Below are 23,219 nucleotides of genomic sequence, written 5' to 3' on the forward strand. Positions count from 1 at the left end.
TCGATTCATGGCTTCGCAGGACGCGGACGCACCACCGCGTGTGGGCGGCCGACCCCTCGACCCTCGGCTGCTGAGGTACGCGCGCGCATCGCGCGCGTTCTTCGTCACGCTCGGGGCGATCGGGCTCGCACAGACTCTCGTGATCGTCGCGTTCGCGTGGCTGCTGACGCGCGCGATCGTCGGCGCCATCGACGGGATGCCATGGCCCGAGCTCGCCGGCATCCTCACCGGCCTCGCCGGTGTCGTGGCCGCGCGGGCGGGCCTGGTGTGGTTGCGCGAGTTCGTCAGCGCCCGCGCGTCGGCCAGGGTGCAGGCGCAGCTGCGCGCCCACCTCGTGGAAGCCGTCGACGAGCTCGGCCCCGGCTGGCTGGCCCAGCACAACTCGGCTCAGCTCGCCGTCACCGCCGGTCGCGGCCTCGACGCCCTCGACGCCTACTTCGGGCGCTACCTGCCCCAGCTCGTGCAGACGGTCATCGCGACGCCGCTGATCGTGCTCGTGATGTGGTGGATGGACTGGATCTCCGGTCTCACGGTCGTGCTCACGATCCCCCTCATCCCGATGTTCATGATCCTCATCGGCGTCAGCACGCGCGCCGTGCAGAACCGGCAGTGGCAGACGCTGCGTCAGCTGGCCGCCCGCTTCTCCGACACCGTGCGGGGCCTGTCGACCCTCACCGTCTTCGGGCGCCAGCACCGCGCCGTCGCGTCGATCCAGCGGGTGACCGAGAGCTACCGCGCGCAGACGATGCGCGTGCTGCGGGTGTCGTTCCTGTCGGGCTTCGCACTCGAGCTGCTCGCGAGCCTGTCGGTGGCGATCATCGCCGTCTCGATCGGGTTCCGCCTGCTCGAGGGCGAACTGGCGCTGCTGGTGGGACTGTTCGTGCTGCTGCTGGCCCCCGAGGCGTATCTGCCGCTGCGGCAGGTGGGCGTGCAGTTCCACGCCGCCGCCGAAGGCGTCTCGGCCACCGACGACGTCTTCGCGGTGCTCGACGAAGCTCGAGAGTCCCGCCGGACGCGACCTGCCGATGACGGCACCACCGCGTCGGCCGACGCACCGCACGGCGCGGACCGCTCCGCACTCCCCCGCCCGCCGCTCGTGGTGCGCGGACTCCGCGTGCGTTACGGTGACCGCACCCTCGCCCCCGTCGACGTCACGGCGGATGCCGGCGAGCTCGTGCTGCTGGAAGGTGCCAGCGGCGCCGGCAAGTCGAGCGTGTTCGCCGCGCTCCGCGGCGCCGCGGCGTTCGATGGCGAGGCGACTCTCGGCGGTGTTCCGGTGACCGACCTCACCCCCGACCGGTGGCTCGCGTGGGCGGGACAGCACCCGGGGCTCATCGCCGGCACGATCGCGCAGAACGTGGCGCTCGGGGACGTGCAGCCCGATCTCCCGACGGTGTCGCGGGCGCTCAACCTCGCCGGCGCCGGCGACCTTGAGGCCGCTCACGACCTGGGCGTGCAGGGTGCGGGGCTCTCCGGCGGGCAGGCGCAGCGCGTCGCCGTCGCCCGCGCGCTCTACCGGTATCTGCGCGGCGCGGCATCCGTCATCGCCCTCGACGAGCCGAGCGCGGCGCTGGACGCCACCACCGAGGACCTGCTGTGGCGGAGCCTGCGCCGCCTCACCGACGACGGCGCGACGGTGCTGCTGGTGTCGCACCGCACCACCGCCCGGGCCTACGCCGACCGCGTCGTGCGCCTCGAGACCGCAGAGGTGCCGGCATGACGACCCCCGCCCCCACCACGACCGCCGATGTGCTGCGCGGCGCGATGCCGCCGTGGCGACGCTTCTGGCGTGCCGTCGCATCGGGCTTCGCCACCGAGGCATCCGCCGTCGCCCTCCTCGCCGTGAGCGCGTGGCTGATCGTGCGCGCCAGCGAGCAGCCGGCCGTCATGTACCTCACCGCCGCCGTCGTCGGGGTGCGCGCGTTCGCACTTTCCCGCGCGGTGTTCCGCTACCTCGAGCGGCTGACGGCGCACGACGCGGCGCTGCGCCAACTCGCCACCACCCGCACCTCGCTCGTGCGCCGTCTTATCCCGCTCGCCCCCGACGGGCTCGCCCGCACGCGGCGCGGCTCGGTGCTGGGCGCGCTCGTGGACGACGTCGACGAGCTGCAGAACCTGCCGCTGCGGGTCGTGGAGCCGCTCGTCGGCTCGGCCGTCGTCGCGATCGCCGCCGTCGTGTTCGTGGGCTTCGTGTCGTGGCCCGCCGCCCTCACCCTCCTCGGCTGCCTCGTCGTCGCCGCCCTCGTCGCGACGGCGTGGGGCTGGGCCGCCGGCGGGCGGGCGGAGCGTGCCATCGCGCCGCTGCGCGCCCAGCTCGCCGACGCCGTCACCGACCACCTCGGCAGCCTCGATGTGCTGCAGGCCTACGGCGCCGAGGCCGAGAGCCGTGCGCGCATCGCCCGCGCCGACGCCGCCGTGCGCCGGGCCGTCGTGCGCCGCGCCGGCGCGCAGGCGGCCACCACCGCGATCGTGTCGCTGCTGGCCGGTGCCGCGTCGATCCTCGCGGTGCTCGTGACCGCTCCGGATGCCGCGACCCTCGGCGGGCCCGCTCTCGCGGTGGCCGTGCTCGTGCCGATGGCCGTGTTCGAGGTGTTCGGCGCCGTGCCGCTGGCCGCCGCCTCGTGGCGTCAGGTGCGCGCCTCGGCGGCGCGCATCGCCGAATCGGTCCCCGGCGAGATCCCCGACGGCCTCGTCCGTGACGCACCGGCGGCGACCGGCGCGGCACCGGCGCTCGGCGACGGTCTGCGGCTGCGCGGCGTCTCGGCCACCTGGCCCGGCGCCCGCCGCTCCTCGCTCGCCGACGTCGACCTCGACGTGCGCGCCGGTGAGCGGCTGCTCGTGGTCGGCTCCAGCGGGGCGGGCAAGACGACCCTCGCGCACGTGCTGGTGCGGTTCCTCGAGTGCGCCGGCACGTACGAGATCGGCGGCCGGTCGGTGCGGGAGATCGCTCCCGACGACCTTCGACTGACCGTCGGCCTGTGCGAGCAGCAGCCGATGCTGTTCGACGAGGACATCCGCCAGAATCTGCTCTTCGCACGCGACACCGCGACCGACGACGAACTCGTCGCCGTGCTCGAGCGCGTGGGCCTCGGCTCCTGGCTCGCCGAGCGGGGCGGCCTCGACGCGCGCGTCGGCGAACGCGGAGCGCTCGTCTCGGGCGGTCAGGCCCAGCGCATCGCGCTCGCGCGGGCACTGCTGCACGGCTTCCCCGTGCTGGTGCTCGACGAGCCGACCGCGGGCGTCGACCCCGCGGCATCCGATGCGCTGCTGACCGATCTGCTGCAGGCCGTCTCGCCCGAGCAAGCCGTCGTGCTCATCTCCCACGTGTCGGTGCCGGCAGGTCTGGTGGACCGCACCGTGCGGCTCGACAGCGGCCGGCTGCGCTGACCCACCGGTTCAGCCGGCGAGCCCGCCCACTCAGAGGGCGAGCAGGGTGAGCGCGGTGACCACCGCCGCGACGAGGGCGGTCGCGATCACCGTGTAGCCGACGATGAGTCCCGCCACCGCGTAGCCGCGTCCGGGCGCGCCGGTAGCGGCGATGTCCCGCAGCGCGAGGTGCCCGAAGACGATCCCGAGCGGCGCCACCACGAACGCGAAGACGAAGGCCAGCAGTGCCCGCGCGTCGACCACGGCGGCGGCGGGGGCGCTCGGGGCGGGTTCGGGGCTCAGAGATGCCGGAGCGGCGGATGCCACGGCAGGCGAGGCCTGCGGTGCGACTGCCGCCGCGTACGCCGCGCCGGCGGCGCGGGCAGCGGCCGCCGCGCTCTGCCGGGGCAGGGCCGGGCGCGCGGACTGCGCCGGGCGCTCCGGCGGCGCGGGGCTCACTCCCGCCGCGCCCGCGGCGGTGCCGACGGCGAGCGCCTCGGCGCTCGGGGCGGCCAGGGGTTCGAAGGTCGCGCGGTGGGCGGGGTGCGAGGCGTCGGACGCGGCGCTGGGCGTCGCGTCGGGCGCGGCGGGGCTGACCCCGGCCCACCAGGGCTCCCCCGCTTCGGCGCCGGGCTGCGCCGGTTCGGCCTCCGGCGATGCCGGGGCGATGGCGGTGGGAGCGGCATCCCGAGCCTTCTCGACCCCGGCGACGGGGAGGTCGGCGGCGGGCGTCCACGCGACACGGTCGGTGGGGAGGTCGCCGGCGCGCGGGGCGCCCGCATGGGGCGGCGCCCCCTCGGTGAGCGCGGCACCGGCGGCGACGGCGGCGCGCCAGGCGTCGGCGTCGGCCGAGAAGGCGAGCGGGTGGGCCCCGGAGGCACGGCGCGTACCGCCGACGAGGTCGGTGGCGTCCGCCGCCGGCGACGCGTCGGGCGCGGACCGCTGCGCCGCGACCTGCTCGGCCCATTCGACGAGCGCGGGGTACGCCTGCGGGTGCGCGGCGATCTGCGTCGCGTAGTCGGGGTGCGCCGCGGCGATCGCCGCGAGTTCGTGCGGGGTCGTCTCGGCCCGCTGCAGCGCCGTCCAGGCATCCGCGGTATTCCAGGCGTGCGCAGTGGCGGCGGTCATCGATCCTCCTGGCCTCCAGTGCATCACCGAGGGGGTCCCGACGCGATGGGGAGATCTCCCCATCGCGGTCGGGGCCTCATGCTCGCCTCCCCGGAGCGCCGTCCGCTACGTTCGGGCCCATGACTGTCCGCATCCGCGAGGCGACGGCCGACGACGCCCCCGCCATCTCCGCCATCCGGGTCATGACCTGGCGCGCGGCGTACGCGGGCCTCATCCCGCAGCGCGCGCTGGATCGCCTCGACGTCCACCGCGACGCCGACCACCGCCGGCGCCGCTGGGACGCCGCGCACGCCGATCCGCACCATGTCGACCTGCTGGCCTTCGTCGGTGATGAGCCGGTGGGCTGGGCCGCCGTGGGCACGAGCCTCGACGGCGACGGCGACGGCCAGGTGTACGCGCTCTATGTGCTGCCGGAGCACTGGGATGCCGGCGTGGGGCATGCCCTGCTGAGCCGCGCCGAGCAGGCGCTGCGCGACGGCGGCTTCGCGCGCGGTCGTCTATGGGTGCTCGCGGGCAACGACCGGGCGGCGTCGTTCTACGAGCGTCACGGGTGGAGCGAGGACGGTGCCCGCAAGCTCGAGGACATCCTCGTCGGCAGCCCCGACGCGCAGACCCTCGACGAGCGGCGTCGGGTGAAGACGCTCTAGGTCAGAGGGTGCGGGCGAACGCCTGCACCCCGTCGTGCGAGGGCACCCGCTCGAACCCGAGGCGGTCGTAGAAGGCGAGCGCCCCGGTGTTGTCGGACGACGCGACCAGGTGCAGGCCCGGCACACCACGGGCGCGGAGCGCTTCGCTGAGGGTATCGATGAGCCGTCGGCCCCAGCCCTGCCCCTGCAGCTCGGGCAACAGGTCGATGTGCAGGTGCGCGGGATGTGTGTCGCCGTACGGCTCGACGCCCGGGCCGCGGCCATAGGCATAGCGGAGGGTGCCGTCCTGCCGGGTGCGCTCGACGTCGGGCCGCGGCCACCGGTCGGCGAACCGCGGCCACCACTGTGACGCGAACCACTCTTCGAAGGCCCGCGTGTCGGGGGCGCCCACGATGTAGCCGGCGACGCGGCCGTCGTCGGTCTCCACGACGAACGCGAACTCGGGATGCCGCGCCACATAGGGCAGCACGAACACCTCGCCCCAGAGGTCGTCGTCCTCCAGCACGCCGGTGGCATCCCCACCGGCATCCGCTGTCAGCAGGCACACGCGGGACAGGGCGGCTTCGTCACCGGGCTGGAACGGACGGATGCGGGTCATGCCGCCATCCTGTCATCCGCCGCGGACACCGGCACCTGGCGGGGCCCTCGGCCGTGGCGAGGCATATGCCGTCGTACCGCGGACGTGGCGGCCGTCGCCCCCGGCGACGTCGTCGGTGTCATGCTGGTGACATGAGCTTCACGCACCCGGATGCCGCCGGTCACACCCGCATGGTGGACGTCACCGCGAAGCAGCCGACCGCACCGGAGTCGAGATGGCGGCGCTGACCGCCGTGTCGGTCGCCGCCCCCACGGTCGTGGACATGCTGGAGAGGATGGACACGTCCGCCTCGATCCAGGGCGGGCGCATCACGGCGGAGGAGGGCGGGCGCTCGGGCAACTGGACGCGCCCCGTGGAGTCATGAGCACACTCGCCGCGATCCTGCTCGCCGGAGGGAGGGCGACCCGGGTCGACGGCGCCGCGAAACCGCTGTTCGACGTGGGAGGCCGCACCCTCCTGCGGCATGCCGTCGAAGCGGCCGCCGCCGCCGGGGCCTGGCCCGTCACGATCGTGGGGCCCGAGCCCCACGCCGACCTGCACCCCGAGGTCGCCGTCGCCGCGGCATCCATCCCCACCGCCGTCACCTGGACGCGGGAGCAACCGCCCTTCGGCGGACCCGTCGCCGGCATCGTCGCGGCGCTGGAGTCCTGGGATGCCGCGCCGGAATGGACACTGGTGCTCGCCACCGACCTCCCCGGGGCGCAGGCTGCCGTCGCGCGGCTCGTGCGGGATCTGGTGCTGCTGCCGACCGACACCGACGGGCTGTGTCTTGCCGACGCCCGTTCACGGCCGCAGTGGCTGATCGGCGTGTACCGCACGGCGGCGCTGCGCCGAGGCGCGGCGGCGCTGCCCGACCGTGGCCACGGCGCCTCGGTGCACGAGCTGCTCGACGACCTCGCGATCGCGACCGTCGTCGCGCCCGAGGGCGAGACGGCGGACGTGGACACGTGGGAGGATCTCACCCGAGCCCGGCGCCGATTCAGCGAAGAGGAGACACCGTGAGCGATCGCACGCTTCCGCCCGAAGCCCTCGACGCGTGGGCCGCGGCCCTGCGCGAACGGTTCGACCTGACCGCAGACGATCTTCCGATCGCGCTCATCCTCGACCTCGCCCGCGACGTCACCGCAGGCGTGGCCCGCCCCGCGGCGCCCTTCAGCGCCTTCGTCGCGGGCCTCGTCGCCGGGCGCGCCGGAGGCACTCCCGACGACACCCGCGACGCGGTGGCCGCGGTCACCGAGCTCGCGCGCGGCTGGCAGGCGGCGGGCGCGCCCTGACGCGGCCGGGCTCGGCGGCATCCTGCCCGCCGCGCCGCGCCGCGCCGCGCTCGGCGGCGGCGCAGGCCTCGACGACGACACCCCCTCGGCGACGCCGGGGAGTCCGGGCCCGCGCGCGCCGGGCCGGGTGCCACGGCGACCGGTCCGAGACGGTCACGACGACGCGGCCTGCGGCGCGGCTCCCGCCCACGCCTGTCGGAATTCAGGCTGTCGCTGGCCTTCCGACCCCCGCGACTCGCGCCGCCCCCGTCCCCGCCTGAATTCCGACGGGCGCCCGCTCCGCACCGGCACGAACCCCCGCGGCGTCGCCCCGACCACCGGCTGTCGGAATTCAGGCTGTCGCGGCGGTTTCGGCGGGTGCGGGTGCCGTCACCCCGTCCCCGCCTGAATTCCGACGGGCGTCGCGGTCGACGCGGACCGCCTCGGCCTCGGCCGTCGCGGTGATCCGGTTGGCCATGCCGCGGAAGACGAACCCGTGGAACGGCAGCACGGCGAGCCAGTACAGGCGCCCCGCCAGGCCGCGCGGGAAGAACACCGCCCGCTGGTCGTACTGCGACCCACCGTCGGTCGGAGTGCATCTCAGCTCCAGCCACGCCTGGCCGGGCACCTTCATCTCCGCGCGCAGCCGCAGCATGCGGCCCTCCTCGACGGTCTCCACGCGCCAGAAGTCGATGACGTCGCCGGGCGCCACCCGAGAACGGCTGCGACGCCCGCGGGCCAGGCCCACGCCGCCGGCGATCTTGTCCATCCAGCCCCGCACCGCCCACAGCAGCGGCGTCGAATACCAGCCGTTGGCCCCACCGATGCCGGCGATCACGCCCCACAGCCGCTCCGGCGTCGCGTACGTCTGGGCGGTGCGCTCGTCGGTGTACACCGTGCGTCCTGCCCACTCGGGGTCGGACGGCAGCGGATCCGACGGGGCGCCGAGCACCTCCGCGTCCTGCCAGCTGGTCTCCACGTCGTCGCCCGCCACCCGCCCGAGCGCGAGTGCCACAGCGCGGCGGTACGACGTCAGTCCGCGCTCCGGCTGCGGGATGAGCGCGTCGACCGCATGGTCGTCCATCACGCACTCGTTCTGCAGCGATGCCACGAGCGGCCGGGCGATCGACCGCGGGATCGGAGTGACGAGGTTCACCCAGTGCGAGGCGAGTTCGGGGGTGAACACCGGCAGCGACGCGATCGCCCGCTGCGGCAGCCCCGCCGCCACGGCGTAGCCGTTCATCATCTGCCCGTACCGCAGCACGTCGGGCCCGCCGATGTCGACGGCCCGGTTGACGCCGGCATCCACCCGCGCCGCACCCAGCAGGTAGTGCAGCACGTCACGGATCGCGATGGGCTGGATGCGGTTGCGCACCCACCGCGGCGCCGGCATGTACGGCAGCACCTCGGTGAGATGGCGCACCATCTCGAACGACGCCGACCCCGACCCGATGACCACCCCGGCCTGCAGCACGAGCGTGGGCACGCCCGAGCGGAGGAACGTCTCTCCCACCGCGACCCGCGACCGCAGATGCGGCGAGAGGCGCCCCTGCGACGGATGCAGTCCGCCGAGGTACACGATGCGTCCGACGGATGCCGCAGCCGCCGCCTCCGCCACGGTCTCCGCCGCGCGCAGGTCGGTCTCCTCGAATCGGGCGCCGGCGCGCATCGAGTGGACGAGGTAATAGACGACATCGACGTCGCGCACCGCCTCGGCCATGACCGCCGCGTCGTCGGCCGATCCGGCGACGATCTCGACGTCGCCACCCCAGGGGAACGCCGCGGCGCGCTGCGGGTCGCGCGCGAGCACCCGCACGCGGTGCCCTGCTGCCCGCAGGCGCGGGACGAGGCGCCCGCCGATATACCCGGTGCCGCCGAGCACGAGGGCCAGCGGTGGGGTGCCATCGGGGCGGGGCCGCGCGCGCAGGGCGTCTTCGCGACCGGTGGGGGCGGTGAGCCTGCTCATCCCCCGACGGTACGTCGATCCCCGGGTTCTGCACAGCCTGGGCGGAATCGGCCTGCTACGCACCGCGCGCGATATCGCATTCGCGCACCGGATGCCAAGTGGAGGCGACCGCTGAGGACTTCGCGTAACGTCCCTTGACCCAGGCGACTGTCTGCGCCGTGTGGCGCGCAGCTGATCAGAAGGAAGACATGACCACCACACCCAGAGCAACGTCCGACCCCGATCATCCGCGGCTCGAAGTCGACGACGTCATCGTCGTCGACAAGAAGCGGGTACGCACGGCCATCGGCGGGACGGTCGTCGGCAACTTCATGGAATGGTTCGACTTCGGCATCTACGGCTATCTCGCCGTCACCCTCGCCGTGGTGTTCACCGCCGACCTGCCGGAGCCCTGGGGCCTGCTCGTGACCCTCTTCGGCTTCGCGATCTCATTCCTCGTCCGCCCCATCGGCGGTCTCGTACTGGGACCGCTCGGAGACCGCATCGGCCGCAAGCAGGTGCTGTTCTTCACGATGGCCCTCATGGCTGTGGCCACCGGCCTCATCGGCGTGCTGCCCACCTCGCAGCAGATCGGGCTCTGGGCGATCGTGCCGCTGTACCTGCTGAAGATGGCGCAGGGGTTCTCCACGGGCGGCGAGTATGCCGGCGCAGCGACCTACGTCGCGGAGTTCGCCCCCGACCGCCGGCGCGGCTTCTGGTCGTCGTGGCTCGACGTCGGCTCGTACATCGGCTTCGCCGCCGGCGCGTCGGTCGTGGCGCTGACGACCCTCATCACCGAGAACTTCTGGGGCCCGACGGCGATGGTCGACTTCGGGTGGCGCATCCCGTTCCTCATCGCGATCCCGCTCGGCGCCGTCGCCATCTGGTTCCGCCTGCGCATCCCCGAGAGCCCCGCCTACGAGACGACGAGCGAACTCGAGGCCGAGGCGGAGTCCGACGTCGATGCGGGCGACCCGCTGGCCCGTCACGGCGTCACCGGCATCTTCCGCCACCACTGGCGTCCCATGCTCATCGCGATCGGCCTGGTGGCCGCCACCAACACCGCCGGCTACGCGCTGACCAGCTACATGCCCACCTACCTCGAGCAGGAGGTCGGCATCTCGAACCTGGGTGCGGCCCTCGCGACGGTGCCGGTGCTGATCGTGATGTCGGCGTGCCTGCCGCTGATCGGGCGCCTGAGCGACCGCATCGGCCGTCGCCCGGTGTACCTGATCGCGTCGGGGTCGACCCTCGCGCTCATGGTGCCCGCGTTCGCGATCATGCAGATCGGTCAGGAATGGGCCGTGTTCGTCGCGCTGACGATGGTGGCCGTGCCGGTGGCGTTCTACGTCGCGGTGGCAGCCTCCGCCTTGCCGGCTCTGTTCCCCACGGCGTCACGCTTCGGCGCGATGGCGATCGCCTACAACCTGTCGGCGTCGCTGTTCGGCGGGACGACACCGCTGTTCAGCCAGGCGCTCATCGAGCTCACCGGCAACCCCTACATGCCGGCGTACTACATCATGTTCTTCGCCCTGCTCGGCGGCATCGCGATGCTCACGATGCGCGAGACCGCGAAGCGGCCGATGCTGGGATCGGTGCCGACCGTCGAGACCGTCGCCGAGGCCGAGGCGGTCGTCGATCGTCAGGACGAGGACCCGTTCATCGACACCTCGACCATGCCGACGCTCATCACCCGCAGCGACGACTCCCCCGGTTCGCCGGAGCTGGTGCGCAGCAATAGTCGCTAACGGCGGCCGGTGCCGAACACGCCGCGGATGACGCTCGTCAGGATGCTCTGGGTCGCCTTCGATCCGAGCACCTGCTCGAGCGGGCTGCGCTGGGCCGAGCGGGTCGTGCGGGTGCTGCCGGAGGTCTTCTTCAGCAGCCGCTCGTACTCCCGCTCGGCCTTGGCCGCAGCCGCGGCCTGCGCCTTCTCGATCGCCGCCTGCTGCCGCGCGTACTCGGCATCCGTCTTCGCCTTCGCCACGGCGGCTGCCTCCGCGGCAGCCGCGTCCGCGGCCGCGCTCATCTTGGCGCCGAGCACCTCGCGCGCCGACTCACGGTCGATCGGCGTCGCGTAGGCGGCCAGCAGCGGTGAAGCGGCGACCGTGGCGGCGATCGCCTCGGCGGACGTCGGAGCCATGAGCCCCTGCGGGGCGCGAAGGCGCGTCCAGGCGACGGGGGTCGGCGCCCCCTTCTCGCTCATCACGGTGACGATGGCCTCGCCGGTGCCGAGCTCCTGCAGCACGCGTTCGAGGTCGTAGCCCGACCGCGGATACGTGCCGACCGTCGCGCGCAGCGCCTTCGCGTCGTCGGGGGTGAAGGCACGCAGGGCGTGCTGCACGCGCGAGCCGAGCTGAGCCAGCACGTCGGAAGGGAGGTCCTTGGGGGTCTGCGTGACGAAGAAGACGCCCACCCCTTTGGAGCGGATGAGCCGCACCGTCTGCACGATCGCCGCCAGGAAGTCCTTCGAGGCGTCGCGGAAGAGCAGATGCGCCTCGTCGAAGAAGAACACCAGCTTGGGCTTGTCGATGTCGCCCACCTCCGGCAGCACCTCGAACAGCTCCGCCAGCAGGTACATGAGGAACGTGGAGTACAGCGCCGGGCGATCGGCGACCCCCGGCACCTCCAGCAGGCTGATGACTCCCCGCCCGTCGGGGGCGAGGCGCAGCACGTCGGTGACGTCGAACTCGGGCTCGCCGAAGAAGACGTCAGCCCCGCCGTCGGCGAAGGTGATGAGCTCCCGCAGGATCACCCCGGCCGTCGCCGCCGAGAGTCCGCCCAGCTCCTTGAGCTCGGCCTTGCCCTCGTCGCCGGTGAGGTAGGTGAGCACGGCACGCAGGTCCGACAGGTCGACCAGCGCGAGGCCGTGCGCATCGGCGTAGTGGAAGACCAGCCCGAGACTCGACTCCTGCGTCTGGTTGAGGCCCAGCACCTTGCTCAGCAGCAGCGGCCCGAACCCTGACACGGTCGCACGGATGGGGATGCCCGTCGCCGGTACCGATGGCTCGACAGCGCCGCCGAGGGCGAAGTACTCCGTGATGGATGCCGTGGGATGCCAGTCCTGCCCGATCGCGCGCGTGCGGGCGCGCAGCTTCTCGCTCTCCTCCCCCGGAGTGGCCACCCCCGACAGGTCGCCCTTGATGTCGGCGGCGAACACCGGCACGCCCTTCGCGGCGAGCTGCTCGGCGAGACCTTGCAGCGTGCGCGTCTTCCCGGTGCCCGTGGCGCCGGCGATGAGACCGTGGCGGTTCATCATGGCCAGCGGTATGCGGATCTGCGCCTCGGGGACGGGCTCGCCGTTGCGGAGCGCACCGAGGTCGAGCGTCTCGCCCGCGAACGCGTACCCCGCCGTGATCGCGGCGACCTCCGCCGCATCCAGCGGGGCGTCGGGCGCGTCGGGCGCGGGGGCCTCGGCGGCATCGGGCGCCTCCGGAACGTCGGGAGCGGGGGCATCGGGCACGTCGGGAGCGGGCGCCTCGGGCGCCGGCGCCTCCGGGGCAGCCCCGGCATCCGCGGCATCCGTGGGCGCATCCCCGGCATCCGCTGCGCCGCCGGCGCGGGCCTGCGCGGCGGCGGCTTCGGCTGCCGCCAGCGCCGCCCGCGCCTGCGCGGCGCGGAGGGCGGCCTCCGCGGCCTCCGCCTCGGCACGGAGCCGGGCGAGTTCGGCTTCGGCGACGGCGGGATCCGGCGTTGACGACGCTGTCATGCCGGTCAGCCTAGCGAGGGCACCGCCCGGCTCGCCCGGTGCTGCTCCGCCCGCAGCCGCGTGGCGAACGCCGCCGCCACGACGAGGGCCATGCCGGCGCCGATGAGGGCGCCGCCGACCGTGTCGCTCAGCCAATGCGCATGCAGGTACGTGCGACTGAACGCCATGAGCAGCACCCACGCCGCACCGACGATCGCGACCCACAGCCGCGGGAAGAGCACGACCGCCACCACGGCGATCGTCGCGGCGTTGGCGGTGTGTCCCGAAGGGAACGAGCCGTAGTCGCTGACGACGATGATGTCCTCCGGCCGGGCGCGCCCGAACAGATGCTTCAGCGCCTGCACCCCCGCCGCACTGAAGATGGATGCCGCGATGAAGAACAGCGCCCCGAAGAAGCGCCGGAACAGCACGAGCAGCAGCGCACCGCCGATCGGCACGACGAACACCCCCACGATCCCGCCGCCCAGCCAGTTCATCGTCTGCGAAAACCAGACGAGCGCCTCGACCCGCCACTGCGCCAGCGCGGTGTTCCACATCTGGTCCAGCTCGAACGCCTCAGGGCCGCGCAGCAGGATCCACCCGCCCAGCCCGCAGGCGAAGGCGATGAGCACGAGGCCCGGCACGAGCAGGCGCGAGACGGGGTGACCGAGGGCATCCATCGAGCCATTCTCACCCAGCCGTCCCGCCGTCTCGACGGGCTTGCGCCGGTGCGCGCCGCGACGCTAGGGGGCCAGCTGCGCGACGGTCTTCGGACGCACGACGATCCACAGCGCCAGCACGGCGATCACCGAGCAGCCGACCATGACGGTCGCCATCGTGGTGGGGGTGATGCCGGCGTCGCCCGCGACCCAGCCCACGACCGGCGACACGAGACCGGCGACGCCGAAGTTCACGGCGCCGATGAGCGACTGCGCGGTGCCGGCCGCCTTGCCGTGGCGATCCAGCGCGAGCACCTGCACGCAGGGGAACGTGAAGCCGCACGCGGTCATGAAGAAGAACAGCGGGATGACGACGGCCCACAGTCCCGCCCCGAGCATGTCGCCGAGGATGATGGCCGTCGCCGAGAGAACGAGCGCCGCGGTCGAGGCCGCCATCACCCACTGCGGGCCGAAGCGCGTGGCCAGCCGCGAGGCCGTCTGCACACCGATGACGACACCGATGGAGTTGATGGCGAACAGCAGTCCGTACTGCTGCGCGTCGAACCCGTAGGTCTGCTGGAACAGGAACGACGACGCCGACAGGTAGGAGAACAGGCCACTGAAGGTCATGCCGCCGATGATCAGCACGCCGATGAAGACGCGGTCGCCCAGCACGCTGCGGTAGCGCTGCAGCACGGTCGTCGAGCCCTTCTCGTGCCGGCGGGCCGGGGGGAGGGTCTCGGGCAGGAAGATGAGCGCGCACGCGAGCATGACCGCCCCGTACAGCGCGAGCACGATGAACAGCCCACGCCACGGGATGACCGCCAGCAGCCCCGCGCCGATGAGCGGGGCGACGACCGGCGCGACACCGGAGACGAGGGCGAGGCGGCTGAGCATGACGACGAGGCGCCGCCCGCCGAAGAGGTCCCGCACGATGGCGGCGGCCACCACGCCACCGGCTGCCGCACCCGCGCCCATCAGGACGCGCGCGACCGACAGCAGTTCCAGCGTCGGGGCGAAGGCGGCGGCGGTGCTCGCGAGCACGTGCAGCGCCGTGACCACGATGAGGGGGACGCGACGGCCCACCTTGTCACTCAGCGGGCCGACGACCAGCTGACCCAGGGCGAAGCCGATCATCGTGCCGGTGAGGGTGAGCTGGATGGCCGCGGCGGAGGTCTGGAAGTCCTCTTCGAGCACGGGGAACGCCGGCAGGTAGAGGTCGATCGTGAACGGGCCGAGCGCCGTCAGCGCACCGAGCAGGATGATGTACATCACCCGTCGCGCGGTCGACAGCGAGTCGCCGGGATGCAGCACGATCGGGGCGGTGATCGGGTTCGCACCGAGGGTGCGGATGGCGCCGGTGGTGGGGCGCGGTGCGGCGGATGCGGGAGGGGTGGGGACGGGGGAAGTATCGGGCACGGTATCCAGAGCGGTCGCGGGCGGGCATGTCGAAACGATTCGACAACCGGTCGAGTCTAGCGTCTTCCCAGCTTGCGGACCCATGCAGACGCATAGGCTGAACAGGCCCACGCGCGAGACGCGCCCGACCCGAGCCGAGATCACCCATGACCCCGACGCCCCCGAGCCCCTCCGCGAAGCGCGCGAGCGGCAACCCCGCCGTGAACGCCCAGATCACCCTGACCGCAAAGCAGCAACGCGAACAGCAGAAGCGGGAGAAGCTCGCCGAGTACCAGCGTCAGATCGCCAAGCGCCGGCGCAGCAAGATCGCGTGGTGGGCGGTCGGCGGCACCGCCACCGTCGCGATCGCGGCGCTCATCGCGGCATCCTATTTCCTCACGCCCAAGCCCGTGACCTACGCACGCGGCGACGGCGACGGCACCGCGATCTCGGGTGTCGAGACGTTCGAGAACACCGCGAACCACGTCGAGGGCGACGTGGACTACCCGCAGTCCCCCGCCGCGGGCGGCGACCACAACGCCCGCTGGCTCAACTGCGGTGTCTACACCGAGCCGGTCCCCGAGGAGAATGCCGTGCACTCCCTCGAGCACGGCGCGGTGTGGGTCGCCTACGACGCGGATGCCGTCGGCGAGGCAGACCTGGAGACGCTGAAGTCCAAGCTCCCCTCGAGCTACATCATCCTCTCCCCCTACGAGGGCCTGGACGCCCCCGTCGTCATGAGCGCGTGGAACGCGCAGGTGAAGCTCGACGGCGCCGACGACGAGCGCGTCGAGGACTTCCTCACCTCGTACTGGCGCGCAGCGACCGTGCCCGAGCCGAACGCCGCGTGCGCCGGCGCGCTGGACGCCCCCGGCAAGCAGTCATGACCGCGGCCCCGCGGCGCCGGTGGATCGCGATCGTCCTGATCGCGGTCGCCGTCGCCGCGGTGGCCTTCGCGGTGGGCCGCTTCTCGACGTTCGCGGCATCCGGTCCGGCGCTGCCGACCACGGATTCGGCCGAGGCGGGGTTCGCCCGCGACATGCAGGTGCACCACGCGCAGGCGATCGACATGGCCATGACGATCCACCGCAAGACCGCCGATGAGGATGTGCGGGCCCTGGCCTATGACATCGCCACCGGCCAGTCGGCCCAGCGCGGGGAGATGTACGACTGGCTGGTCAAGTGGGGGCTGCCGCAGTCGGGCGGCGCCCCGATGGCCTGGATGGCGGCATCCGACGCGGGGCACGACCACGGCTTCACCTCGGCGGAGGCGATGACCGCCGAGGAGGAGCGGGAGGCGATGGGAATGGCCTCGCCCGCCGAGCTGACCGCTCTCGCGCAGGCCGAAGGCACCGCCGCGGACTGCCTGTTCCTCAGCCTCATGATCCGCCACCACGAGGGGGCGATCCCCATGGCCGATGCTGTGCTCGAACTGGCATCCGACCCGCGCACCCTCACGGTCGCGGAGAGCATGCGCAACGGCCAGCAGTTCGAGATCGACGCGATGCAGGCGATGCAGCAGCGCCTGTCCTGCGCGCCCTGACCCGCGCCCCCACCCCCACCCGCTGAAACTACAGCTGACGGCCGAGACACTGGGAAATTCCCATTGTCTCGGCCGTCAGTTGTCGTCTCAGCGGAGGAGAGAGGGCGAGGGGGGATGCCGCGGGGCGGCATCCCCCGACGTCACCCCTTCGTCGAACCGGCCAGGAGGCCTCGCACGAAGTAGCGCTGCAGCGACAGGAACACGATCAGCGGCACGATGATCGCGATGAACGCGCCCGCCGTGAGCAGATGCCAGTCCTGGCCGCGGCTGCCGGTCATCTCGGCCAGCAGCTTGGTGATCGGCGCGACGTTGCCGTCGGCGAAGATCAGGGCCACCAGCAGGTCGTTCCACACCCACAGGAACTGGAAGATCGCCACGGAGGCGATCGCCGGCATCGTGAGCGGCAGGATGATGCGGAAGAAGATCTGGCCGTGGCCGGCCCCGTCCACCCGCGCTGCCTCGATGACCTCGTTCGGGATCTCCGAGACGAAGTTGTGCAGCAGGAAGATCGTCAGCGGCAGCGCGAAGATCGTGTGGGCCAGCCACACCTGCGCGTAGCCCGCCTGGCCGATCCCCTCGATCACCGGGACGCCGAAGATCGTCCCGCCCGAGAACAGCTGCAGCAGCGGAATGAGGGCCATCTGGATGGGCACGATCTGCATCGCGAACACCAGGATGAACATCACGTTCTTGCCGCGGAAGTCCATCCACGCGAAGGCGTAGGCCGCCAGCAGCGCGATGGAGATCGGGATGATCGTGGCCGGCAGCGTGATGGCGAACGAGTTGACGAACGCCCCCGCCATGTTCAGCTGGCTGTTGCCCGCCTGCAGTGCCTCGGCGTAGTTCTCCGTCGTCCAGCCCCAGTTCTCGAACACCGTCCACCAGCCGGTGGTCGCGATGAGCTCCCGCGGGCGGAACGAGGAGACGAGCACGCCGAAGGTCGGCAGGGTCCACAGCACCGCGATGACCAGCGCCGCCAGGGTGGCCCAGCGCGACGTGAGGCGCCGCTTGGTGCCGGCCGTCAGCGACAGCTGCTCGGCCTTGCGCTCGCCTCGGGTGAGACGTCGCTTGGTCTGTTCGTCGACCGGAAGGTCGATCGGCATGACGCTGCTCATCGGATCTCCCTCTGCTTCTTCAGCTGGATCGCGTTGTAGATGACCAGCGGCATGACCAGCACGAACAGGATGACCGCGAACGCCGCCGATCGCCCCGCTTCGAAGCTGCGCAGCTGCGTGTACATCTCATTGGCGATGACGGATGTGTTGTTCGCGCCGGCCGTCATCGTGCGCACGATGTCGAACACCTTCAGCGACGCGATCGAGATGGTCGTGAGCACCACGATGAGAGATCCGCGGATGCCGGGGACGATCACGTTGATGAAGCGCTGCCAGCCGTTCGTGCCGTCCAGCTCCGCTGCTTCGATCTGCTCGGTCGGCACACCCTTGATGGCGGCCGAGAGGATCACCATCGCGAAACCGGTCTGCACCCAGATGAGCACGACGATCAGGAACAGCGTGTTCCACGGCTGCACGGCGAGGAAGTTCACCGGCTGCCCGCCGAACCACACGATGATCTGGTTGAGCAGACCGATCTGCGCGGCCTCGGCTGGGCGGGCCGCGTACACGAACCGCCAGATGATCGAGGCGCCGACGAACGAGATCGCCATCGGCATGAACACGAGGATCTTGTAGTACTTCTCACCGCGGGTCTTGTCGATGAAGTAGGCGTATGCCAGTCCCGCGATGGTCGAGACCACCGGGGCGATGACGACCCAGATGATCGTGTTGAGGACGACCCGGATGCCCTGGGGCTGGGTGAAGATCCAGATGAAGTTGTCCAGCCCCACCCACTCGCTGCTGTTGCGGTTCATGAACGACTGACCCGTCGTCTGGATGAACGGCACGATGAGGCCGATGATCAGCAGCAGCACGGCGGGAGCGAGGAACGCCACGAGGACGAACAGCGACCCGGCGCCCTGCTTGGACCGCATGTCGAGGAAGAAGAAGAGCAGGCCCAGCGCCGCGGCCGCGACGATCGCGATCTGATACGACTGCAGCGCCCACAGGAAGACGGCAGGTGCGGCGACACACACCGCGAGCCGGATGATCGTGTAGATGCGGCCCCGGCGGGGCGCGATCTCCACGAGGAACAGGATGAGCCCGACCACGGCGACGAAGACACCGATGATGATCGGGATCTGCAGCCATGGCGAGAGCGTGCTCAACCATTGGAGGAAGGCGGACATGGGTTCCTTTCGAGTGCGTCAGCGGACTCCGGGAAGGCAACGGGGCCGACCGCTTGTCGCGGTCGGCCCCGCTGTGCGTGGAACCGTCAGCTGGAGGGCCAGCCCGACTCGATCTGCTCCAGCACCGTGGTGGTGTCGGTGCCGTTGACCCAGTCGTTCATGCCCTTCCAGAACGTACCCGCACCGACGCTGGACGGCATGAGGTCCGAGGCGTCGAAGCGGAACGTGGTGCCCTCGTCCTGCAGGATCGAGATGGCTTCGGTCAGGATCTCGCTCGAGGCGTTCTCGGGGTCCAGGCCCTTGTTGGCGCTGATGACGCCGCCGAGGGACACGCGCGAGTTCGCCCACTCGGGGCTGGAGAGGTACGCCTGCACCTTCTGCGTGGCCTCGTCATCGCTGAACGCGCCGACGATCTCGCCACCGCCGGTGACCACGGCACCCTCGTCGCCGCCTGCCTCGAAGGCCGGGGTGATGAAGGCCCAGATGTCGCCGTCTTCGGCGACCGTGCCGCCTGCGTCGGTGATGAAGCCGTCGAAGAAGGATGCCTGGTGGTGCAGCGCGCACTCACCGGACACCAGCGCGTTGGCCGCGTCGCCGAACGGCGTCGTGACGATCGTGTCGGTGCCGCCGAAGCCGGCGTTGACCATGTTGGGGTCCTTGAGCACCTTGCCGACCTCCTCGAACGCCGAGGCGATCTGCGGGTCGGTGAAGGGGATCTCGTTGGCAACCCACTGGTCGTACACCTCGGTGCCCGATTGGCGCAGCACGACGTCTTCGATCCAGTCCGTGCCCGGCCAGCCGGTCGCGGCATCCGACCCGAAGCCCACGCACCACGGCGGAGCCGAGGTGTCGGACTGGATCTGCGCGCTCAGGTCCATGAGGCCCTGCCAGTCGGTGGGAACTTCGTAGCCGTTCTCCGCGAAGAACGTCGGCGAGTACCAGATCCAGCCCTTGACGCTGGCCATGAGCGGCGCGCCATAGAGGGTGCCGTCATACGTGCCGTACTCGGCCCAGTCCTCGGACCAGTTCTCGGAGACGTTGTCGGCGACCTCCTGCGGGGCCTCCTTGAGGTAGCCGAGGTCGGCCATGTCCTTGAGCAGACCGGGCTGCGGGAAGATGGCGAGGTCGGGGGCGGTGCCGCCCTGGGCGCGCACCGCGATCTGGGCTTCGAACTCCTTCGACGATTCGTACTGAATGTCGATGTCGTTCTCTTCCTCCCACTCTGCCCACGACTCCTCGAGCAGTTCCGCCTCGGTGTCGGCGATGGTGCCGTAGACGGTCACGACGTTGCTGTCGGAACCGCTCTCACCGCCGCCGTCCGTGCCGCCCGGTCCACCGCTGCAGCCTGCGAGTGCAAGCCCACCGACCGCCAGCAGCGATCCGATGGCCAATGCCCTGCGAGGGATGGTCTTCATGTGTCCTCCTCATCGAGTCGGCGCACGAGCGCGCCGTTGCGTCCGCTCTTGGTTCGCGGGCGTGGAACCGTTTCCGATTCCACGCTAGAGGACGCGCCCCGGCGACTCAACCTCGCTACATAACATCTCGGTAAATGAGGGTGGCCCCGCCCGCCGATCCCCTACGCCCACACGGATGCCCGCCGGTAGCATCCACAGACGCATCCGTGGCAGGATGCCGGTGGAACCGGTTGCGACGATGCGCGCGGAGAGGTCGAAGGAGATGCCATGAGTGGAATCGCTGACGTCGCGCGGCGCGCCGGCGTGTCCAAGGCGACCGCCAGCCGCGCCCTCACCGGCAGCAGTCAGGTGTCCGATCAGACCCGAGAGCGGGTGCGAGAGGCCGCCACCGCCCTGGGATATGTGCCGTCCACGAGCGCGGTGAGCCTGGCGACCGGCCGCACGCGCAACGTCGGGGTGATCATGCCCCGACTGAACCGCTGGTTCTTCGCGGAAGTCCTCGAGGGCATCCAGGCGACGCTCCTGCGCCACGGCCTCGACCTCACGCTCTATGACGCCCGGCCCGGGACCGAGGGGCGACGGCGCATCTTCGACGACTTCCTCGCCCGCAAGCGGTTCGACGGCCTCATCGCGGTGGGGCTCGACCCCGACGACCACGAGCTCGAACGCCTGCTGCGCATCGGCCGCCCCGTCGTGAGCGTCGTCGGCGGCAGCGACGACATCAGCGTGGTCTCCATCGACGACACGCACGCCGCGCAGCGCGCGACCGAGCATCTGCTGGCACTGCAGCACACCGACATCGCGTTCGTCGGCGGCGGGGCGGAGACGCCCTGGCAGCGAGTGGATGCCGCGAGGTACGAGGGCTACCGCCGGGCGATGGCCACCGCGGGGCAGCCGCCGCGGCACATCGCCTCGCCCACGTCGCTGCCCGGGGGCTATGCGGTGGCCGTCGACGCGCTCAGCGACGCCCGTCGCCGCCCGACGGCGCTCGTCGCGGTGTGCGATGAAGTCGCCATCGGGGCCATCGTGGCCGCCCGCCAACTCGCGATCCCGGTGCCAGCGGGGCTCAGTGTGGTCGGCATCGACAACCACGAGTACGCCGAGATGTTCTCCCTCACGACCTTCGCGCAGGAGCCGCGCGATCAGGGCGTCGCCGCCGCCGAGCTGCTCGTGTCGACGCTGGGTGCGGACGGAGCTCCCCCGATGGAGTACCGCCTCGAGGCCCGGCTCATCGTGCGCAACTCCACCACCCCGCCCGCCGGCGCCCGGACATGACGAAGGCCCCGGATGCCGTGGCATCCGGGGCCTTCGATCACAGAAGCGTGATTACTTGAGGGTAACCGTCGCGCCGGCCTCTTCGAGAGCGGCCTTGGCCTTCTCGGCGGTCTCCTTGTTGGCGCCCTCGAGGACAGCCTTGGGAGCACCGTCGACGACGGCCTTGGCCTCGCCGAGGCCCAGCGAGGTGAGCTCGCGGACCGTCTTGATGACCTGGATCTTCTTGTCGCCGGCAGCCTCGAGGATGACGTCGAACGAGTCCTTCTCCTCGACCTCTTCGGCGGCGGCGCCACCAGCGGCACCGGCAACGGCGACGGGGGCGGCGGCGGTGACGTCGAACTTCTCCTCGAACGCCTTCACGAACTCGCTGAGCTCGACGAGCGTGAGGTCAGCGAACTGCTGCAGCAGCTCCTCGGTGGTGAGCTTCGCCATGATGTATCTCCTAGATTGATGGGGTTTGTGGGAAAGAAAGCCGCCGGTCGCTTACGCGGCCTCAGCGGTCTCCAGCTTTTCGCGAAGCGCGTCGATGGTGGCCGCAGCCTTGCCCATCGTCGCCTTCATCATGCCCGCAGCCTTCGCCAGCAGAACCTCACGGCTCTCGAGCGAGGCGTACTTGTTGACCTCGTCGGCGGTGAGGGCGTTGCCCTCGAATACGCCGCCCTTGATCACGAGAAGCGGGTTGGCCTTGGCGAAGTCACGCAGAGCCTTCGCGGTGGCGACGAAGTCGCCGTGCACGAATGCGACAGCCGACGGACCATTGAGGTCGTCGTCCAGCGCGGTGATCCCCGCGTTCTTCGCGGCGATCTTGGTCAGCGTGTTCTTCACCACGGCGTACTGCGCGTCCTGACGGATGCTGTTGCGCAGCTGCTTGAGCTGGGCAACCGTCAGACCGCGGTACTCGGTCAGCAGGACGGCGTTCGAGTTCTCGAAGTTCTTCGTGAGCTCGGCGACCGATGCATCCTTCTGCGCCATGGTCACTCCTTGGTATGTACGAGGCGCTCCGCGGTGGCGGGGCGCCGGCCTCTGTCCGGCCCCTGGACAACAAAAAAGCTCCGGCGCAGGCGCACGGAGCTGAATTCGTGAGAATCAATCTGTGTCACCTGCGTGGGCCCCTGCTGTGCAGAGCTTCGATCGTCATGCGCTTGCGCGCACACCGATGACCGACGGTCTTTGGCTTGCCACCAGTGTAGGTCGTCCGCCGCCACAGGCAAAATCGCAGCACGGAGGCAACCGCGTGGCGGGGGGATCGACGGTCGGGACCGCGGGTTAGGGTCGATGACGTGACACCCGAACTCGCCGCCAGGATCGTCGCGGACTCCCGCGACCGGGTGGCGTGGATCCGGGCCCGCTCGCGCGGCATCACCGCGACCGATGTCGCCGCCCTCACCTCGGAGAAGTCGATCGCCCGGGCCGCGGACGCCAAGCTCGGCGGCTCCGGATTCTCGGGCAACGCCTACACCGACCACGGGCGACGCCGCGAACCGGAGATCGCTGCGTGGGTCGCCGCGACCCATGGCATCCAGCCCTCGTCGGCGCTGTTCCACGCGGTCGTCGAGAAGCGTCACCTCGCGACTCCCGACGGCGTCGGGCTCGACGGCAGCGGACGGCTGATCCTGGCCGAGATCAAGACCACGAACAAGCACTGGCGCTCGATCCCCCGCACCTACCTGCGGCAGGTGTGGTGGCAGCAGCACGTGCTCGGCGCGGAGCGGACGCTGGTGACCTGGGAGCAGCACGTGGACTTCGTGCCCGTCGGCGACGAGCCACGCTGCGCCTGGGTCGACCGCGACGAGTATGAGATCGCCAAGCTCGTGAAACTCGCCACGTCGCTCATCGACGAGCTGTACCGCCGCACGCAGCGGCGCGTCCTCCCCGCGGCACCCGCAGCCCCCGTCGCCCCCCGCGAGCCCTTCCGCGCCCTGGCCCTCGCCGACTGACTCCCACCCCGCCGGCCCCGCTGCCGCTGCTGCCGCTGCTGCCATTGCTGCCGAGTGAGCATTCGTCGCGCCGAGTGAGTATTCACGGCTCCGCGCCGTGCACTCGGACCGCATGGTTGATA

Annotated in this window: 22 protein-coding genes; 11 read left to right on the forward strand and 11 right to left on the reverse strand. The window is 71.4% G+C overall.

Features of this window, described 5'->3' with window-relative positions:
• Nucleotides 1–7: 7 nt before the first annotated feature.
• Nucleotides 8–1,720 (forward strand): thiol reductant ABC exporter subunit CydD, encoded by a 1,713-nt coding sequence (gene cydD, locus ACFVR6_RS08135; RefSeq protein WP_386961041.1) that lies wholly within the window; start codon nucleotides 8–10, stop codon nucleotides 1,718–1,720.
• On the forward strand, nucleotides 1,717–3,387 hold the full coding sequence (gene cydC, locus ACFVR6_RS08140) for a thiol reductant ABC exporter subunit CydC (RefSeq protein ID WP_386961044.1): 1,671 nt from the start codon (nucleotides 1,717–1,719) through the stop codon (nucleotides 3,385–3,387). Before cydD ends, cydC begins: the two co-directional genes overlap by 4 nt.
• Nucleotides 3,388–3,417: 30 nt before the next feature.
• Here the strand turns inward: cydC and ACFVR6_RS08145 are convergent, their stop codons facing one another.
• Nucleotides 3,418–4,494 (reverse strand): DUF4190 domain-containing protein, encoded by a 1,077-nt coding sequence (locus ACFVR6_RS08145; RefSeq protein ID WP_386961047.1) that lies wholly within the window; start codon nucleotides 4,492–4,494, stop codon nucleotides 3,418–3,420.
• Nucleotides 4,495–4,613: 119 nt separating this feature from the next.
• Between ACFVR6_RS08145 and ACFVR6_RS08150 the strand changes: the two genes are divergently transcribed.
• A complete protein-coding gene (locus tag ACFVR6_RS08150; RefSeq protein ID WP_386961050.1) occupies nucleotides 4,614–5,141 on the forward strand; it encodes a GNAT family N-acetyltransferase in 528 nt (175 codons plus the stop codon).
• A 1-nt stretch (nucleotide 5,142) separates the two neighbouring features.
• Here ACFVR6_RS08150 and ACFVR6_RS08155 read toward each other — a convergent pair whose 3' ends face one another.
• Complete coding sequence (locus ACFVR6_RS08155; RefSeq protein ID WP_386961053.1) at nucleotides 5,143–5,739, reverse strand: GNAT family N-acetyltransferase; 597 nt, start codon at nucleotides 5,737–5,739, stop codon at nucleotides 5,143–5,145.
• A 214-nt stretch (nucleotides 5,740–5,953) separates the two neighbouring features.
• On the opposite strand from ACFVR6_RS08155, the gene ACFVR6_RS08160 reads away from it, so the two are divergent.
• The 3 genes from ACFVR6_RS08160 to ACFVR6_RS08170 are packed head-to-tail and all read left to right on the forward strand — an operon-like array spanning nucleotide 5,954 to nucleotide 7,013.
• Complete coding sequence (locus ACFVR6_RS08160; protein ID WP_386961057.1) at nucleotides 5,954–6,103, forward strand: hypothetical protein; 150 nt, start codon at nucleotides 5,954–5,956, stop codon at nucleotides 6,101–6,103.
• Nucleotides 6,100–6,741 carry a molybdenum cofactor guanylyltransferase gene (locus ACFVR6_RS08165; RefSeq protein ID WP_386961060.1) on the forward strand — a complete coding sequence of 214 codons (642 nt, stop codon included), beginning with the start codon at nucleotides 6,100–6,102 and terminating at the stop codon, nucleotides 6,739–6,741. The genes ACFVR6_RS08160 and ACFVR6_RS08165 overlap by 4 nt, the downstream gene beginning before the upstream one ends.
• Complete coding sequence (locus tag ACFVR6_RS08170; protein ID WP_386961063.1) at nucleotides 6,738–7,013, forward strand: DUF6457 domain-containing protein; 276 nt, start codon at nucleotides 6,738–6,740, stop codon at nucleotides 7,011–7,013. Before ACFVR6_RS08165 ends, ACFVR6_RS08170 begins: the two co-directional genes overlap by 4 nt.
• Before the next feature lie 331 nt (nucleotides 7,014–7,344).
• Here ACFVR6_RS08170 and ACFVR6_RS08175 read toward each other — a convergent pair whose 3' ends face one another.
• Nucleotides 7,345–8,958 carry an SDR family oxidoreductase gene (locus tag ACFVR6_RS08175; RefSeq protein ID WP_386961066.1) on the reverse strand — a complete coding sequence of 538 codons (1,614 nt, stop codon included), beginning with the start codon at nucleotides 8,956–8,958 and terminating at the stop codon, nucleotides 7,345–7,347.
• Between the two features lie 188 nt (nucleotides 8,959–9,146).
• Here ACFVR6_RS08175 and ACFVR6_RS08180 point away from each other — a divergent pair, with 188 nt between their 5' ends.
• Nucleotides 9,147–10,685 (forward strand): MFS transporter, encoded by a 1,539-nt coding sequence (locus ACFVR6_RS08180; protein WP_386961069.1) that lies wholly within the window; start codon nucleotides 9,147–9,149, stop codon nucleotides 10,683–10,685.
• Here the strand turns inward: ACFVR6_RS08180 and ACFVR6_RS08185 are convergent.
• From ACFVR6_RS08185 to ACFVR6_RS08195, 3 genes are all read right to left on the reverse strand, one after another.
• On the reverse strand, nucleotides 10,682–12,646 hold the full coding sequence (locus ACFVR6_RS08185) for a helicase HerA-like domain-containing protein (RefSeq protein ID WP_386961073.1): 1,965 nt from the start codon (nucleotides 12,644–12,646) through the stop codon (nucleotides 10,682–10,684). The two genes, ACFVR6_RS08180 and ACFVR6_RS08185, sit on opposite strands and share 4 nt — an antisense overlap.
• A 5-nt stretch (nucleotides 12,647–12,651) precedes the next feature.
• Nucleotides 12,652–13,305 (reverse strand): phosphatase PAP2 family protein, encoded by a 654-nt coding sequence (locus tag ACFVR6_RS08190; protein ID WP_386961076.1) that lies wholly within the window; start codon nucleotides 13,303–13,305, stop codon nucleotides 12,652–12,654.
• A gap of 63 nt (nucleotides 13,306–13,368) precedes the next feature.
• A complete protein-coding gene (locus ACFVR6_RS08195) occupies nucleotides 13,369–14,703 on the reverse strand; it encodes a multidrug effflux MFS transporter (protein WP_386961079.1) in 1,335 nt (444 codons plus the stop codon).
• Between the two features lie 146 nt (nucleotides 14,704–14,849).
• On the opposite strand from ACFVR6_RS08195, the gene ACFVR6_RS08200 reads away from it, so the two are divergent.
• Both ACFVR6_RS08200 and ACFVR6_RS08205 read left to right on the forward strand, forming a co-directional pair.
• Nucleotides 14,850–15,569 (forward strand): DUF3105 domain-containing protein, encoded by a 720-nt coding sequence (locus tag ACFVR6_RS08200; protein ID WP_386961082.1) that lies wholly within the window; start codon nucleotides 14,850–14,852, stop codon nucleotides 15,567–15,569.
• On the forward strand, nucleotides 15,566–16,225 hold the full coding sequence (locus tag ACFVR6_RS08205; RefSeq protein WP_386961085.1) for a DUF305 domain-containing protein: 660 nt from the start codon (nucleotides 15,566–15,568) through the stop codon (nucleotides 16,223–16,225). The genes ACFVR6_RS08200 and ACFVR6_RS08205 overlap by 4 nt, the downstream gene beginning before the upstream one ends.
• 140 nt (nucleotides 16,226–16,365) lie before the next feature.
• Here ACFVR6_RS08205 and ACFVR6_RS08210 read toward each other — a convergent pair whose 3' ends face one another.
• The 3 genes from ACFVR6_RS08210 to ACFVR6_RS08220 all read right to left on the reverse strand — a co-directional run bounded on the left by ACFVR6_RS08210 (nucleotide 16,366) and on the right by ACFVR6_RS08220 (nucleotide 19,885).
• A complete protein-coding gene (locus tag ACFVR6_RS08210; protein ID WP_386961088.1) occupies nucleotides 16,366–17,340 on the reverse strand; it encodes a carbohydrate ABC transporter permease in 975 nt (324 codons plus the stop codon).
• Nucleotides 17,337–18,470 (reverse strand): carbohydrate ABC transporter permease, encoded by a 1,134-nt coding sequence (locus ACFVR6_RS08215; RefSeq protein WP_386961091.1) that lies wholly within the window; start codon nucleotides 18,468–18,470, stop codon nucleotides 17,337–17,339. Before ACFVR6_RS08215 ends, ACFVR6_RS08210 begins: the two co-directional genes overlap by 4 nt.
• Nucleotides 18,471–18,556: 86 nt before the next feature.
• Nucleotides 18,557–19,885 carry an ABC transporter substrate-binding protein gene (locus ACFVR6_RS08220; protein ID WP_386961095.1) on the reverse strand — a complete coding sequence of 443 codons (1,329 nt, stop codon included), beginning with the start codon at nucleotides 19,883–19,885 and terminating at the stop codon, nucleotides 18,557–18,559.
• A gap of 267 nt (nucleotides 19,886–20,152) precedes the next feature.
• On the opposite strand from ACFVR6_RS08220, the gene ACFVR6_RS08225 reads away from it, so the two are divergent.
• A complete protein-coding gene (locus ACFVR6_RS08225) occupies nucleotides 20,153–21,160 on the forward strand; it encodes a LacI family DNA-binding transcriptional regulator (protein WP_386961098.1) in 1,008 nt (335 codons plus the stop codon).
• 51 nt (nucleotides 21,161–21,211) lie between these two features.
• On the opposite strand, the gene rplL is transcribed toward ACFVR6_RS08225, so the two are convergent.
• Nucleotides 21,212–21,592, reverse strand: a complete 381-nt coding sequence (gene rplL, locus ACFVR6_RS08230) for a 50S ribosomal protein L7/L12 (RefSeq protein WP_386961101.1) — start codon at nucleotides 21,590–21,592, stop codon at nucleotides 21,212–21,214.
• A gap of 51 nt (nucleotides 21,593–21,643) precedes the next feature.
• Nucleotides 21,644–22,132, reverse strand: coding sequence for a 50S ribosomal protein L10 (gene rplJ / locus ACFVR6_RS08235; protein WP_386961104.1), 489 nt, complete (start codon nucleotides 22,130–22,132; stop codon nucleotides 21,644–21,646).
• A gap of 308 nt (nucleotides 22,133–22,440) precedes the next feature.
• On the opposite strand from rplJ, the gene ACFVR6_RS08240 reads away from it, so the two are divergent.
• Nucleotides 22,441–23,097 carry a YqaJ viral recombinase family protein gene (locus tag ACFVR6_RS08240; RefSeq protein ID WP_386961107.1) on the forward strand — a complete coding sequence of 219 codons (657 nt, stop codon included), beginning with the start codon at nucleotides 22,441–22,443 and terminating at the stop codon, nucleotides 23,095–23,097.
• The last annotated feature ends 122 nt before the right edge of the window (nucleotides 23,098–23,219 follow it).

The organism is Microbacterium sp. NPDC058021 (assembly GCF_042885955.1).
Taxonomy (GTDB): domain Bacteria; phylum Actinomycetota; class Actinomycetes; order Actinomycetales; family Microbacteriaceae; genus Microbacterium.

Excerpts from the sequence above, each read along its gene's own strand:
- cydD (WP_386961041.1), top strand. The coding sequence starts at position 8 with ATGGCTTCGCAGGACGCGGACGCACCACCGCGTGTGGGCGGCCGACCC.
- cydC (WP_386961044.1), top strand. The coding sequence starts at position 1,717 with ATGACGACCCCCGCCCCCACCACGACCGCCGATGTGCTGCGCGGCGCG.
- ACFVR6_RS08145 (WP_386961047.1), bottom strand. The coding sequence starts at position 4,494 with ATGACCGCCGCCACTGCGCACGCCTGGAATACCGCGGATGCCTGGACG.
- ACFVR6_RS08150 (WP_386961050.1), top strand. The coding sequence starts at position 4,614 with ATGACTGTCCGCATCCGCGAGGCGACGGCCGACGACGCCCCCGCCATC.
- ACFVR6_RS08155 (WP_386961053.1), bottom strand. The coding sequence starts at position 5,739 with ATGACCCGCATCCGTCCGTTCCAGCCCGGTGACGAAGCCGCCCTGTCC.
- ACFVR6_RS08160 (WP_386961057.1), top strand. The coding sequence starts at position 5,954 with ATGGCGGCGCTGACCGCCGTGTCGGTCGCCGCCCCCACGGTCGTGGAC.
- ACFVR6_RS08165 (WP_386961060.1), top strand. The coding sequence starts at position 6,100 with ATGAGCACACTCGCCGCGATCCTGCTCGCCGGAGGGAGGGCGACCCGG.
- ACFVR6_RS08175 (WP_386961066.1), bottom strand. The coding sequence starts at position 8,958 with ATGAGCAGGCTCACCGCCCCCACCGGTCGCGAAGACGCCCTGCGCGCG.
- ACFVR6_RS08180 (WP_386961069.1), top strand. The coding sequence starts at position 9,147 with ATGACCACCACACCCAGAGCAACGTCCGACCCCGATCATCCGCGGCTC.
- ACFVR6_RS08185 (WP_386961073.1), bottom strand. The coding sequence starts at position 12,646 with ATGACAGCGTCGTCAACGCCGGATCCCGCCGTCGCCGAAGCCGAACTC.
- ACFVR6_RS08190 (WP_386961076.1), bottom strand. The coding sequence starts at position 13,305 with ATGGATGCCCTCGGTCACCCCGTCTCGCGCCTGCTCGTGCCGGGCCTC.
- ACFVR6_RS08200 (WP_386961082.1), top strand. The coding sequence starts at position 14,850 with ATGACCCCGACGCCCCCGAGCCCCTCCGCGAAGCGCGCGAGCGGCAAC.
- ACFVR6_RS08205 (WP_386961085.1), top strand. The coding sequence starts at position 15,566 with ATGACCGCGGCCCCGCGGCGCCGGTGGATCGCGATCGTCCTGATCGCG.
- ACFVR6_RS08210 (WP_386961088.1), bottom strand. The coding sequence starts at position 17,340 with ATGAGCAGCGTCATGCCGATCGACCTTCCGGTCGACGAACAGACCAAG.
- ACFVR6_RS08215 (WP_386961091.1), bottom strand. The coding sequence starts at position 18,470 with ATGTCCGCCTTCCTCCAATGGTTGAGCACGCTCTCGCCATGGCTGCAG.
- ACFVR6_RS08220 (WP_386961095.1), bottom strand. The coding sequence starts at position 19,885 with ATGAAGACCATCCCTCGCAGGGCATTGGCCATCGGATCGCTGCTGGCG.
- ACFVR6_RS08225 (WP_386961098.1), top strand. The coding sequence starts at position 20,153 with ATGAGTGGAATCGCTGACGTCGCGCGGCGCGCCGGCGTGTCCAAGGCG.
- rplL (WP_386961101.1), bottom strand. The coding sequence starts at position 21,592 with ATGGCGAAGCTCACCACCGAGGAGCTGCTGCAGCAGTTCGCTGACCTC.
- rplJ (WP_386961104.1), bottom strand. The coding sequence starts at position 22,132 with ATGGCGCAGAAGGATGCATCGGTCGCCGAGCTCACGAAGAACTTCGAG.